Source organism: Ruegeria sp. YKSF070, from assembly GCF_059612725.1.
In genome coordinates, this window is sequence record NZ_JBXWRD010000085.1 from 1 (window position 1) to 12551 (window position 12551).

The window sequence follows — 12551 nt, forward strand, 5'->3', positions numbered from 1 at the left end:
TGACCCGGCGGGGTCGTTCTGGGCCGATATCGTGCCGGAGCAGAACGATGTTCTGTTCGGCATCACTCCGGCGGTTGAACGGGCCTATCGCGGCTCGCACGCCCGAGAAACCCATCATGTGGTGGTGCAAGAGCTGGAAGTAACACCCGAGCAGGCCGAGGCGGCCTATCGTCTGGCCCGCAGCATGGGGCCGGTGCCGGGGGCTTATTGTGCCAATTTCACGGCCCGTTTGTTGCAGCAAGTTCCGGGGCTGGCCGCAATTGACGTGACTTTCCAGCCGACCAAACTGGCAGATCAATTCGGTTCGCTGCCCGGTGCAGTCACAAACAAGTATTACGAGCAGGACGACGCCGACCTGCAAAAGGGTCTGGCCGCCAACAACGCCAAGCTGAACCAGCCGGGCTGAGCCTTGTCTCAGCCCAGCAGGTAGAGCAGGCAGTAAAGCGTGCCTGCGCCTGAAAAGATCGCGACCAGCACGTTTTTCGACCAGTATCCGGCGGCAAGCGCCACTGCCGCCGCGCTCATCCGGGGCGCATCTGGCTGGCCGCCGGTGGCCTGCGGCCAAATGACCAGCGGCGCGATCAGCGCGGGCAGGATAGCCACGGCCGTATAGCGCAGGTGCCGCAGCAGCCAGTCGGGCAGCGGACGGTCGCCCACCAGCCCGATAAAGACAAAGCGCAGGCCGAAACTGCCAAAAGCAAGCCCGGCGATGACGATCCACATGGTTGTTGGGGCGATCTCGGTCATGTGTTCTTGCTCCTGCGGGCGAGCATCAATTCGGCCTGCGCGCCGGCCATCATGCCGGCGGTGCCCGCGATCAAGAGGCCCAGGTTAAAGGGCACACCGGCCGTCAGCAGCGCGGTCACGATTGCCACCAGCGCCGCGATCACATGCGGCAGGGTGCGCAGCATCGGCCCGATCATCGCCAGAAAGGTAATCGGCAGGGCGAAATCCAGCGCCCAGCTGTCGGGGATGCGGGTGCCCAGCACCGCGCCCAGATAGGTCGCCAGATACCAGGCGGGGGCCAGCGGCGTCACGGTGCCAAAGAAATAGGCCATCCGCTGCGGCACGGTCAGGTCCGGTTCGGTCTCGAACCGCACCACCGACAGGGCATAGGACTGATCCACCGTGAAATAGGCGGCCACCGCTCGTTGCCAGAGCGGGGCCGCGCCCAGATAAGGCGTCAGCGCGGCGGAATACATCGCCACACGCAGGTTTACGGCCAGCGCTGACAACAGCACGATCAGCGTCGGCGTGTCATCGAGCAAGAGTTGCAGCGCGGTGAACTGTGCCGCGCCCGCAAAGACGGTGGCGGTAAAGGTCATCACCTGCACCAGGTTCAGCCCAGCCTCGGTCGCAAAGACGCCGAACAGGGTGCCAAAAGGGGCCGCCACCATGATGAAGGGCGCGCCATCGCGAAAACCCTTCCAGTAGACGGATTTGGATGTGGTGAAGGACATGCCTAAATCCTAAAGTAAGCCCAACCGCTGTACCGGGCCATCGAAAGGGTTGCAATTGGCTATCTCGGACGACCTGTCGGATTACATAATCGCCCCCGATCCGGGCGCCGCCCGCCTGACCCGCGCGGTCGAGGGGCTGGACCAGACCGGCGCGCCCGCGCGTATCTCGGTGGTCGAGGAACGGCCGCTGACGATCTTCCTCAACAGTCAGGAGATCGTGACCGCCATGACCATCGGGGATTACCCCGAATATCTGGCGCTGGGGTTCCTACGTAATCAGGGGATGCTTAAGCCTGGAGAGGAGATCACCGGCGTCGATTACGACGAGGATCTGGAAACCGTCGTGGTGCGCACCGCGGTGGAAACCAGCCACGAGGAAAAGCTGAAGAAAAAGACCCGCACCAGCGGCTGCGCCGTGGGCACGGTATTCGGCGACATGATGGAGGGGCTGGAAGAGGTGCGCTTGCCTCAGGTAGAGGTGCGAACCTCGTGGCTCTACGATCTGGCGGCGCGGATCAACCGGACGCCCTCGCTGTATCTGGAGGCCGGGGCCATCCACGGCACGGTTCTGTGCCGCGAGAACCGGCCGCTGGTCTATATGGAGGACGTGGGCCGCCATAACGCGGTGGACAAGATTGCGGGCTGGATGCTGTCCACGGGCGAGGGGGCGGGTGACAAGATCCTTTACACCACCGGGCGGCTGACATCCGAGATGGTGATCAAGACCGCGATGATGGGCATCCCGGTGCTGGCCTCGCGCTCGGGCTTTACCGCCTGGGGGGTCGAGATCGCGCGGCAGGTGGGGCTGACCCTGATTGGCCGGATGCGTGGGCAACGGTTTGTCTGTCTGTCTGGGGCCGAGCGGCTGGTCTGGGACGCGGATCCGGACAGCGTGCCGGGGGAGGACAGGAAACACCGCCGGAAGAGTGCGGAAGGGTGACCGAATTTCGCGCGAAATTCGGACCGGAAAGCGCGCGTTTTCCGGCACGGAAGGAGAGGGCATGACAGGACGTAGACCGTTGGGCGTGATCCTTGCCGGGGGGCTCGCCACCCGGATGGGTGGCGGCGACAAGGGGCTGTTGCCGCTTGGCGGGAGGCCACTGTTGGGCCATGTGATTGACCGGCTGGCGCCGCAGGTCGGGGGACTGGCGCTCAATGCCAATGGCGATCCGGCGCGATTTGCGGAGTACGGCCTGCCGGTGCTACCCGACACGGTCGAGGGGTTTGCCGGGCCGCTGGCGGGGATGCTCGCGGGGCTCGATTGGGCCGCGGGGCAGGGGGCCGACAGCATTGTCACTGCTGCCGCCGACACGCCGTTTTTCCCGCGCGATCTGGTGGCGCGGCTGGTCGAGGCGTCCGAGGGGCAGGCGCATCCGCTGGTACTGGCCACAACTCCGCGAGACGGCGCGGTGCTGAAATCGGGGGGCAAGGTCAACCGGCATCCGACATTCGGTCTCTGGCCCGTGGCCCTGCGCGACGACCTGCGCGCGGCGCTTAACGACGGGTTGCGCAAGGTGGTTCTGTGGACCGACCGGCATGGCGGGCGCGAGGCGCTGTTTCAGGCCGAGCCGTTCGATCCCTTCTTCAACGTCAACACGCCCGAGGACCTGGCCCGGGCCGAAGCCCTGTTGGAGCGCGCATGAGGGTCTATGGCGTCACCGGCTGGAAGAACGCAGGCAAGACCGGGCTGATGGAGCGTCTGGTGGCCGAGATCACTGGGCGCGGGCTGACGGTTTCGACCGTCAAGCATGCGCATCATTCGTTCGACGTCGACCATCCGGGCCGCGACAGCTGGCGACACCGGCAGGCGGGCGCGTCCGAGGTGATCCTTGCCTCGGGTTATCGCGTGGCGCAGATGACCGAGTTGCGCGGCGCGGTGGAACCCCCCTTGGCCGAACTGCTGGGGCGTCTGTCTCCGGTCGATTTGGTGCTGATCGAGGGCTACAAGCGCGAGGGCCATACCAAGGTCGAGGCGTTCCGGGCCGAGGCGGGCACGGAGCTGATCGCGCCGGGAGACCCGACCATCCGCGCTGTGGCAAGCGATACACCCCTGACGCTCGACCGGCCGGTGTTCGATCTGAACGACACAAAAGCGATTGCCGATTTCATCCTCTCCGAGGTCGGGCTGTGATACCCTTTGACACCTTTGCCATGGTCGATTGGTCGGGCGGCAACGATACCGGCCCGCGCCCGCGTAAGGATGCGATCTGGGCATGTGTCGCGGGGGAGGAGCCGGTCTATCTCCGGAACCGGGGGCTGGCCGAGAACTGGCTGTGCGATCTGATCGAAACCGTGCTGGCTGCCGGGCGGCGACTTATGCTGGGGTTCGATTTTCCATTTGGCTATCCGGCGGGATTTTCCGGGGCGGTGAGCGGGTCGAACGACCCGCTGCGACTGTGGGACTGGTTCGAGGCCCGAATCGAGGATACGCCCGCAGCGAATAACCGGTTCGATCTGGCCGGAGAGGTCAATCGGGGGCTAGGCGGCAAGGGTCCGTTCTGGGCCAATGGGTTGAAACGCGACATCGCCGGGCTGCCTCGAACCAAGCAGGATTACCACACTCCGTTTCCCGACCGGCGCGTGGTCGAGCATCGTGCTCCGGGTACTTTCACCTGCTGGCAGATGGCCGGGGCGGGGGCGGTAGGCGGACAGGTGATGATGGGGCTGCCGGTGCTGGCGCGGTTGCGGCGTCGCTTTGGCGGGCAAATAGGTGTTTGGCCCTTCGAGCGGTTGGACAAGCCGGTGGCATTGGTGGAAATCTGGCCTTCGCTGACCTTGGGCAAAGGGCCATCGGACCGCATCAAGGATGCCTGGCAGGTTGAGCGAGTAGCAGGGGACCTGGCGGCTCTGCCGCTGGCAAGGCTCGGGTCCCTGCTGGATGTCACCGCGCCCGAGGAGGGTTGGATATTGGGAGTGAACCAGACATGACCGGGCTGAAACCGCCGCCGCTGCGCAACGATTGCTTTGCCCTGCCCGCCGGGGTCGAGTGGACACCGGTCGATACGGCGCTGGAAATGCTGCGGGACAGATTGGGGCCGGCGACCGGGATCGAAACGCGCGCGGTGGCGCAGGCGCTGGGCGCGGTGCTGGCAGCGGATGCGGTGGCGCTGCGCGCCAGTCCGCCGCAGGCCAACAGTGCGGTCGATGGCTATGGCTTTGCCGGGGCGGTACCCGAGGGCGCGCATGTTATGCCGCTGGAGCAGGGCCGCGCAGCGGCTGGCGTGCCCTTTGACGGGGTGCTACCTGCGGGCCGGGCCTTGCGGGTGCTGACCGGCGCGGCCCTGCCTGAGGGGGTCGAGACCGTGATCCTTGAAGAAGACGTGACTTTGGGCACGGGTGAAATCGCCTTTCGCGGGCCGCTCAAGCGTGGCGCCAATACCCGCAAGGCAGGCGAGGATGTGGCCGCAGGTGCGGTTGTGCTGCGGGAAGGGCGGCGGTTGACCCCCGCCGATTTGGCGCTGTTGGCGTCGGTCGGCATTGCCGAGGTGGCGGTGCGGGCCACGTTGCGGGTGGCGATCCTGTCCACCGGCGACGAGTTGACCGAACCAGGGGCAGAGGCCGGGCGAGGCCAGATCTATGACGCGAACCGGCCGATGCTCTGCGCATTGGTGCAGCGTCTGGGATACAGGGTGTGCGACATGGGGCGGGTTCCGGATGACCGGGCGAGCCTGCTCGCGACCCTGGACCGGGCGGCCGCCGAGGCGGATGTGATCCTGACCAGCGGCGGCGCCTCGGCGGGGGACGAGGACCATGTCTCGGCGCTGTTGCGCGAGGCCGGCGCGATGCAGGAATGGCGCATCGCGCTGAAACCGGGGCGCCCACTGGCGCTGGGCTTGTGGCAAGGAAAACCGGTCTTTGGTCTGCCGGGTAACCCGGTTGCCGCGATGGTGTGCAGTCTGGTCTTTGCCTGCCCGGCGATGGCGGTTCTGGCGGGTGAAACCTGGAGTGCGCCACAAGGGTATGACCTGCCAGCAGGGTTCGAGAAACGCAAGAAACCCGGACGACGCGAATATCTGCGTGCCCGCATCCGTGAGGGCCGGGTCGAGGTTTTCGCCTCCGAAGGGTCGGGGCGGGTCAGCGGGCTTAGCTGGGCCGAGGGGCTTGTCGAAATCGGTGACGAAGCGTGCCATATCCGCCCCGGCGACCCGGTGCGGTTCATTCCTTATGGGAGTTTCGGACTCTAGATCTTGAGGGTGGCGGGCGCGGGGTTAGTCGAACGTGCCCGCCACCCGGCCCAGCAGCATGAAGGCGCGTGCGGTACGTGTCTCCCCCAGGGCCGAGATCTCGGCATCGCTGGCTTGTGCCTCGAAGGTGGCGAACATTCGGTCGAAGAGGCGCAGGAAATGATGCGCCGCGTCGCGAAAAATCGGATCCTGCTTCATCCGGCCAGCGGTCAGCGCCAGCGACGAGCGGTCACGCACTCCGCCCAGCGATGCAACGGCACGGCCACGCGCGCCATGGGCAAACTGGCGCCAGATTTCGGGCCGCGCCATGTCGGGGCGCAGATCGTCCATATAGATGCCCTCGTGGCTGAGCAGGGTCAGCACGTCCTGCGCGGCCTGGATCAGCTGTGCCGCTGACCGGTCCTTGAGTGCGCGGCGCAGTGCGGCGAAGCCTTCGACATCCTCGGCGGTTTCCGGGAAATGCAGGGCTCGGATCAGGTCTTCGGTCGAGATCGGCGGCGAAAGTGACTCGGCCGGAGTGCCAAGCGCGAGCAGGCCCTGATCCTCGGCGCTTTCCGGCGCGGCAGCCGGGATGGGCAGGGCGCGCGCGCGCCGCGAGGTCGAAAAGGTGGCCAGCGTGGTCTCGGTCTTCTTGGCGGCGGCTGCGATTTCGTCCAGCTTTTTGGCGACCGAGGGTTCGTGTCCCGCGGCCTGTTTCTGTTGCTGGGTGATATAGGCCTGGCGGATCGCGTCGATCGCTGCTTGCAGGCGCTGGCTTTCCTCGCGCATCACCCGGCTGGCCTTGGCCGCGGTCGCGGCAACCCAGATCATCGCCACCGGCATGAAGATTGCCAGCATGGTCACCAGAAACCCTATGCCGCCCCCCGCGCCCGTATCGGCAAAAGCGAACAGATAGACCGACACGGCCAGCCACAGCAGGGTCAGTACGATGGCGATGATTTCGATGCCGGTCACCGAAGCGCGCCGGGGCCGATCATAGAGCCCGAGCGGTGTATTGCGGGCGGGGTCTGGGTCTGGCGACGGGCCGGACATGGGTGATGCTCCGTCAGGAGTACTCGATACTCAGGATTTCATAGGACTTCTGGCCACCGGGCGTCTTGACCTCAACGCTGTCGCCTTCGTCCTTGCCGATCAGCGCGCGGGCAATCGGTGATTTGATGTTCAACAGGCCCTTTTCGATATTGGCCTCGTGTTCACCGACAATCTGCCAGGTCTTTTCCTCGTCGGTATCCTCGTCTACCAGCGTCACACGGGCGCCGAACTTGATCGCGCCGGTCAGTTTCGCGGGGTCGATGACATCGGCCAGAGACAGAACGCCCTCCAGTTCCTTGATGCGGCCCTCGATAAAGGACTGCTTCTCGCGAGCTGAATGATATTCGGCGTTCTCCGAAAGATCGCCATGTTCACGGGCCTCGGCGATGGCCTTGATGATTGCGGGGCGCTCGACGCTCTTGAGCTGTTTCAACTCGGCTTCGAGGGCGGCAAAGCCCGAAGGCGTCATGGGAATCTTTTCCATATCGTCTTGTCCACGCACAAATTGCGTCGCCCCGCCGCGCGATGCGCCGGGGCGACTGTTGGGTTGCTGTTTACCTGACCCAAACCGGGCGTGGAATGCAAGAGGGGACAAGCGGTGGTTGGGCAGAACCCCGCCTCAGGCGTAGCTGACGACCTCGAATTCGATGCCATTGTCATCGTCGAAATAGAACCGGCGCCCGGGTTCGTAATCGGCGTGGTTATGCGGGCTAAACCCGGCCGCGCGCACCCGTTCCTCTGTCGCGTCGATGTCATCGACCAGCACCCCCACGTGGTTCAGCCCGCCGATCACGTCATAGCTGGTCTCGGCCGAGGCGACCGGCGCGGGCGGGGCGTAAAGCGCCAGATAGGTATGGGCATCGCCCACATGCACGGTATAGCCCCCCGCCATCGCGGCGCCCTCCCAACGGGTTTCCCAGCCGAAGACCGAGTTCAGCCAGGCGGCGGTCGCCTTGGGATCGGCGACGGTGAAGTTTGCGTGTTCCAGTGTGGCCTTCATGAAAATCTTCCTTTTGCTCTGTTGCCACGAGTGAAGATAATTTCTAAACCTAACTTTAGGTCAAGGTCTGTGCAGGAAAAAAATATGCCCGCATCCGAAGGTCTCTCTATCGGCGCATTGGCAGGGCGCACCGGGCTCGCGGTGTCGGCGATCCGCTATTACGAAACCCAAGGGTTGATCACGCCCTGGCGCAATGCGGGCGGGCAGCGGCGCTATCAGCGCGCCGACCTGCGGCGGCTGAGCTTTGTGATGATCGCGCAACAGCTGGGGCTGACCCTTCCCGAGATTCGAGGGGTTCTGGCCGGTCTGCCGGGCAACCGCACCCCCACCCGCGCCGACTGGACCCTCATCAGCATCGCCCTGCGTGATCGGTTGAACCAGCGCATCGCGACGCTGGAGCGGCTGCGTGACAATCTGGATGGCTGTATCGGCTGCGGTTGCCTGAGCCTGCCCAATTGCGCGCTATACAATCCGGCCGACCGCGCCGGGAGCAAGGGACCCGGCCCCCGGTTGGTTCTGGACGAGACCGGGGACCTGTGACGCGGGCTTAGCCGACCACCTCGCCGATCAGCATCTGCGGCGCATCGTTGTAGAAATTCGGGATATCCGCCACGACCGGCCCGGCGGCGGCCATTGCCGCATTCATCGCGGTCTGATCGGCGAAAACGATGGTGGCAATCGCGTGGAACGGGGGCGGCGTATCGGGACCGCCTGCCAAACCTTTGGTCACAACCGTGTTCTGGATGTGGGGGCCCATGTGTTCGGCGACCAGACCCATGTGGGTGGTGAGGTAGTAGTCGTAATCGAAGCTGGTGTCGTCGCGGGCGGGATAGGCGACTTGCAAGGATACGGGCATTCAATCTCTCCAGATAAAAGGGTGAGGGCAGAGTAGGGCGATTCCCGGGGTTGCGGCAAATTATCCTGAAAGGCCCGCAAGAACCCTTATCGGGCGCGGGAATTGCTGCATGTGCGAATATAACCTCGCGTTTCAATTGACGCTTGACCTGCATAGCCTGTAATCAAGCGCGAAACTTTATTGCGTCCGGCCCGCGACCGGAAAGCCAAACCAAAGCCAAGGAGCGTCACGATGGCCGAGATTGAACGCGAAGCGATGGAATATGACGTGGTGATCGTCGGGGCGGGTCCGGCTGGCCTGTCGGCGGCTATCCGTCTGAAACAACTCGATGCCGACCTGAACGTCGTCGTGCTGGAAAAGGGCTCGGAAGTGGGCGCGCATATCCTGTCGGGCGCGGTGCTGGATCCTTGCGGTCTGGATGCGCTGATCCCCAACTGGAAGGAAAAGGGCGCGCCGCTGAACGTGCCGGTCAAGGACGACAACTTCTATATGCTGGGTGAGGCGGGACAGATCCGCATCCCCAACTTTCCGATGCCGCCGCTGATGAACAATCACGGCAATTACATCGTGTCGATGGCCAATGTTTGCCGCTGGATGGCCGAACAGGCCGAGGAACTGGGGGTCGAGATCTTCCCCGGCATGTCCTGTTCCGAACTGGTTTATGGTGACAATGGCGAGGTCAAGGGCGTGGTCGCCGGTGTCTTTGGCCTGGAGGCCGACGGCTCTTATGGCCCCAACACAGAGCCGGGGATGGAGCTGCACGGCAAGTATGTCTTCCTCTCCGAAGGTGTGCGCGGGTCGCTGGCCAAGGAAGTGATCGCCAAATACGACCTGCAAAAAGGCAAAGAGCCGCAGAAATTCGGCGTCGGCATGAAAGAGATCTGGGAGATCGACCCGGCCAAGCATCGCGAAGGCTCGGTCACTCACACCATGGGCTGGCCGCTGGGCGGCAATGCGGGAGGCGGGTCGTTCATCTACCACCTGGACAACAATCAGGTCTATGTCGGTTTCGTGGTGCACCTGAATTACAAGAACCCGCACCTGTTCCCCTACATGGAGTTCCAGCGCTTCAAGCATCACCCGATGGTGGCCGAACTGCTGAAGGGCGGCAAACGCGTCGCCTATGGCGCCCGCGCCATCACCGAGGGCGGATACCAGTCGATGCCCAAGATGGTGGCGCCCGGCGTGGCGCTGCTCGGCTGCTCGGTCGGTATGGTCAACGTGCCGCGTATCAAGGGTAACCACAATGCGATGCTGTCGGGCAAGGCCGCGGCCGAGGCCGCCCATGCCGCCATCAAGGCGGGCCGCCAGTCGGACGAGTTGAGCGATTACGAGACCGAAGTGCGCAGCGGCCCCATCGGCAAGGACCTGAAGAAGGTCCGTAACGTCAAGCCGATGTGGTCGAAATGGGGCCTGACCGCCAGCCTGGCGCTGGGCGGGTTCGACATGTGGACCAATACGCTGGGCTTTTCGCTGTTCGGCACTCTGGGCCATGGCAAGACCGACGCCGCCGCGACCGAGGATGCCAGCAAACACAAGCCCATCGACTATCCCAAGCCCGATGGCGTGCTGTCCTTTGACCGCCTGACCAACGTGTCCTTTGCCGCCACCAATCACGAGGAAAGCCAGCCTTGCCACCTGCGGCTGACCGACCCCGACCTGCCGGTCAAGGTGAACCTGCCCAAATATGACGAGCCGGCGCAACGCTATTGCCCGGCAGGCGTTTACGAGGTGGTCGAGGACGAGGCCGGCCCGCGTTTTGTCGTCAACTTCCAGAACTGCGTGCACTGCAAGACCTGCGATATCAAGGACCCCAGCCAGAACATCACCTGGGTCACCCCACAGGGCGGCGACGGTCCGAACTATCCCAACATGTGATCGGGCGCTGATACGCAGACAAACACCGGGCCGACATGTTGCCCGGTGTTTTCTTTTGTGCAGATGACCGGAACTTTATTGCTGCTTATCGATCCCAGCCCCCCCAGCCATTGCACCCGCGCCCGCAACGCCCTAGCTTTGCGGGAAAGCAGCAGGAAAAGGCGGATCCTTGGCGATGTCTCTGGTCAAAAAAGCGGTGGCGGCGGTACTGGTCTCGGCGCTTGCGCTGCCGGTGTCAGCGGATGTGGGCGCGGGATCGTATCTGGCCGCGCGCCAGGCGGCTTATGACAATGATTTCTCGGCTGCTGCGGATTACTTCGCGCGGGCGCTCACCTTCGATCCCAAGAACCCGGCCCTGATGGAAAACATGGTTCTGTCTCAGCTGGCGCTTGGGCGCCACGAGCAGGCCTATCCGATCGCGCAACTGATGCAGGAGGCAGGGCTGAAAAGCCAGGTTGCCAATATCGCCATCGCGGTTCATCTGCTGGCCGAGGAACGCTATCAGGAGGTTCTGGACCGCGACCCTGAAACCCGGGGTGTGGGCAAGCTGGTCGATGGTCTGGTTGCAGGCTGGGCCGAGATGGGGCTGGGCTCGGTCGCCCGTGCGCTTGCGCAGTTCGACAAGGTAGCGGACGAGGCCGGGTTGCGCGGTTTCGCCAATTACCACAAGGCGATGGCCTTGGCCTCGGTTGGTGATTTCGAAGGTGCCGAGGCGCTGTTCGCCGCCGATGACGGGGCATTGACCACCATCTCGCGGCGAGCGGCCCTGGCCCGCGCCGAGATCCTGTCGCAACTGGATCGGAATGACCAGGCACTCGAAATGCTGGCCGACGTATTCAACGGCAGTTTCGACCCGGCGTTGACCGATATCGCCGATCGTCTGGCAGCGGGCGAAACGCTGCCCTTCTCTCTGGTCCGCTCGGTCCGGGACGGTCTGGCTGAAGTGTTTTTTACCATCGGCGCCGCCCTGAATGGCGAAGCGGCCGATGATTTCACCCTGATCTATATCCGCTCTGCGGTGCATCTGCGCCCCGACCATATCGACGCGCTGCTGATGACGGCGGGACTGCTGGAATCACTTGGCCAGTACGATCTGGCCGTGGCCACCTACAAACAGATCCCCAGCGACAGCCCCGACTATCACGCCGCCGAACTGGGCCGGGCCGAGGCGCTGCGCCGCTCGGCCAAACCGGACGCGGCCATCGAGGTGCTGGAGAAACTGGCCAAGGATTATCCTACGCAACCGCAGGCCTTTGTGGCGCTGGGTGATCTGGAGCGCCAGCAAGAGGCCTATGACCGCGCGGCCGCCGCCTATGACAAGGCGCTGGAGTTCACCGAAGCCGGCGCACCGAACCTCTGGTTCCTGTATTATGCGCGCGGAATCTGTCACGAGCGTCTGGGCAACTGGCCCGGCGCCGAAGCCGATTTCCGGGCCGCGTTGGAATTGAACCCGGATCAGCCTCAGGTGCTGAATTACCTCGGGTATTCGCTGGTCGAAAAGCAGGAGAAGCTGGACGAGGCGCTGGATCTTATCGAACGCGCGGTCGCTGCGCGGCCCGATAGCGGCTATATCGTTGATAGCCTCGGCTGGGTTCTGTTCCGGCTTGGTCGCTATGACGAGGCGGTTGGGCATATGGAGCGCGCGGTCGAGCTGATGCCGGTCGATCCGGTTGTCAACGATCACCTGGGCGATGTGCTTTGGGCGGTGGGTCGTGTGCGCGAGGCTGAGTTCCAGTGGAAACGCGCGCTCTCCTTCATCAAACCCGACGATACCGATGGAGAGGCCGATCCGGACCGTATCCGCCGCAAGCTGGAAATCGGCCTCGACCGGGTTCTGGCCGAGGAGGGCGTGCCGCCGCTGAAGGTCGCCAATGGCGATTGAGGTCTTTGCGCCCGCCAAGATCAACCTGACCCTGCACGTGACCGGCCAGCGTGACGACGGCTACCACCTGCTCGATTCACTGGTTGTCTTCGCGGATATCGGTGACACGGTGCGGGTCGTCCCGGCGGATCGGCTCAGCCTCGATATCGACGGGCCCGAAGCGGGCGGGCTTGACGCTGAGCCCGACAATCTGGTCCTGCGTGCCGCGCGCTTGCTGGCACCTGACCGTGGCGCTGCGATCACCCTGACGAAACGGCTC

The 12551-nt window shown here is 64.2% G+C and carries 15 protein-coding genes and 1 pseudogene; 10 read left to right on the top strand and 6 right to left on the bottom strand.

What is annotated here, in order from left to right; translation table 11 throughout:
- Window positions 1-406: hypothetical protein (locus AC2FL1_RS22690; RefSeq protein ID WP_496878430.1), on the top strand; the 406-nt coding region annotated here is incomplete at its 5' end.
- 8 nt (window positions 407-414) lie between these two features.
- On the opposite strand, the gene AC2FL1_RS22695 is transcribed toward AC2FL1_RS22690, so the two are convergent.
- Together AC2FL1_RS22695 and AC2FL1_RS22700 are read right to left on the bottom strand one after the other, a co-directional pair.
- Window positions 415-747 (bottom strand): AzlD domain-containing protein, encoded by a 333-nt coding sequence (locus AC2FL1_RS22695; RefSeq protein WP_496878431.1) that lies wholly within the window; start codon window positions 745-747, stop codon window positions 415-417.
- A complete protein-coding gene (locus AC2FL1_RS22700) occupies window positions 744-1460 on the bottom strand; it encodes an AzlC family ABC transporter permease (protein ID WP_496878432.1) in 717 nt (238 codons plus the stop codon). The genes AC2FL1_RS22695 and AC2FL1_RS22700 overlap by 4 nt, the downstream gene beginning before the upstream one ends.
- 49 nt (window positions 1461-1509) lie before the next feature.
- Between AC2FL1_RS22700 and AC2FL1_RS22705 the strand changes: the two genes are divergently transcribed.
- The 5 genes from AC2FL1_RS22705 to AC2FL1_RS22725 all read left to right on the top strand — a co-directional run bounded on the left by AC2FL1_RS22705 (window position 1510) and on the right by AC2FL1_RS22725 (window position 5644).
- The gene (locus tag AC2FL1_RS22705) at window positions 1510-2400 is read left to right on the top strand and encodes a formate dehydrogenase accessory sulfurtransferase FdhD (protein ID WP_496878433.1); all 891 of its coding nucleotides are present in this window, start codon (window positions 1510-1512) and stop codon (window positions 2398-2400) included.
- Window positions 2401-2461: 61 nt separating this feature from the next.
- On the top strand, window positions 2462-3103 hold the full coding sequence (mobA, locus tag AC2FL1_RS22710) for a molybdenum cofactor guanylyltransferase MobA (protein ID WP_496878434.1): 642 nt from the start codon (window positions 2462-2464) through the stop codon (window positions 3101-3103).
- Complete coding sequence (mobB, locus tag AC2FL1_RS22715; RefSeq protein WP_496878435.1) at window positions 3100-3591, top strand: molybdopterin-guanine dinucleotide biosynthesis protein B; 492 nt, start codon at window positions 3100-3102, stop codon at window positions 3589-3591. The genes mobA and mobB overlap by 4 nt, the downstream gene beginning before the upstream one ends.
- Window positions 3588-4388 carry a molybdopterin guanine dinucleotide synthesis gene (locus tag AC2FL1_RS22720; RefSeq protein WP_496878436.1) on the top strand — a complete coding sequence of 267 codons (801 nt, stop codon included), beginning with the start codon at window positions 3588-3590 and terminating at the stop codon, window positions 4386-4388. The genes mobB and AC2FL1_RS22720 overlap by 4 nt, the downstream gene beginning before the upstream one ends.
- Window positions 4385-5644: a molybdopterin-binding protein gene (locus tag AC2FL1_RS22725; RefSeq protein ID WP_496878437.1), complete on the top strand. Its 1260-nt coding sequence runs from the start codon at window positions 4385-4387 to the stop codon at window positions 5642-5644. Before AC2FL1_RS22720 ends, AC2FL1_RS22725 begins: the two co-directional genes overlap by 4 nt.
- Window positions 5645-5668: 24 nt before the next feature.
- On the opposite strand, the gene AC2FL1_RS22730 is transcribed toward AC2FL1_RS22725, so the two are convergent.
- The 3 genes from AC2FL1_RS22730 to AC2FL1_RS22740 all read right to left on the bottom strand — a co-directional run bounded on the left by AC2FL1_RS22730 (window position 5669) and on the right by AC2FL1_RS22740 (window position 7676).
- Window positions 5669-6676 (bottom strand): hypothetical protein, encoded by a 1008-nt coding sequence (locus AC2FL1_RS22730; protein ID WP_496825340.1) that lies wholly within the window; start codon window positions 6674-6676, stop codon window positions 5669-5671.
- 13 nt (window positions 6677-6689) lie between these two features.
- Complete coding sequence (gene greA / locus AC2FL1_RS22735) at window positions 6690-7160, bottom strand: transcription elongation factor GreA (RefSeq protein ID WP_234137209.1); 471 nt, start codon at window positions 7158-7160, stop codon at window positions 6690-6692.
- Between the two features lie 135 nt (window positions 7161-7295).
- Window positions 7296-7676: a VOC family protein gene (locus AC2FL1_RS22740; RefSeq protein WP_496825341.1), complete on the bottom strand. Its 381-nt coding sequence runs from the start codon at window positions 7674-7676 to the stop codon at window positions 7296-7298.
- A gap of 84 nt (window positions 7677-7760) precedes the next feature.
- Between AC2FL1_RS22740 and soxR the strand changes: the two genes are divergently transcribed.
- Window positions 7761-8216 (top strand): redox-sensitive transcriptional activator SoxR, encoded by a 456-nt coding sequence (gene soxR, locus AC2FL1_RS22745; protein WP_496878438.1) that lies wholly within the window; start codon window positions 7761-7763, stop codon window positions 8214-8216.
- A gap of 7 nt (window positions 8217-8223) precedes the next feature.
- Here soxR and AC2FL1_RS22750 read toward each other — a convergent pair whose 3' ends face one another.
- Window positions 8224-8532, bottom strand: a complete 309-nt coding sequence (locus AC2FL1_RS22750; protein ID WP_496825343.1) for an EthD family reductase — start codon at window positions 8530-8532, stop codon at window positions 8224-8226.
- Window positions 8533-8763: 231 nt separating this feature from the next.
- Between AC2FL1_RS22750 and AC2FL1_RS22755 the strand changes: the two genes are divergently transcribed.
- From AC2FL1_RS22755 to AC2FL1_RS22765, 3 genes and pseudogenes are all read left to right on the top strand, one after another.
- Entirely contained in the window at window positions 8764-10410 is a 1647-nt protein-coding gene (locus AC2FL1_RS22755) for an electron transfer flavoprotein-ubiquinone oxidoreductase (protein ID WP_496825344.1), read from the top strand.
- A gap of 175 nt (window positions 10411-10585) precedes the next feature.
- The gene (locus tag AC2FL1_RS22760) at window positions 10586-12292 is read left to right on the top strand and encodes a tetratricopeptide repeat protein (RefSeq protein ID WP_496825345.1); all 1707 of its coding nucleotides are present in this window, start codon (window positions 10586-10588) and stop codon (window positions 12290-12292) included.
- Window positions 12282-12551 (top strand): annotated as a pseudogene (locus AC2FL1_RS22765) (4-(cytidine 5'-diphospho)-2-C-methyl-D-erythritol kinase); the annotation flags it as partial. The gene AC2FL1_RS22760 and the pseudogene AC2FL1_RS22765, both read left to right, overlap by 11 nt.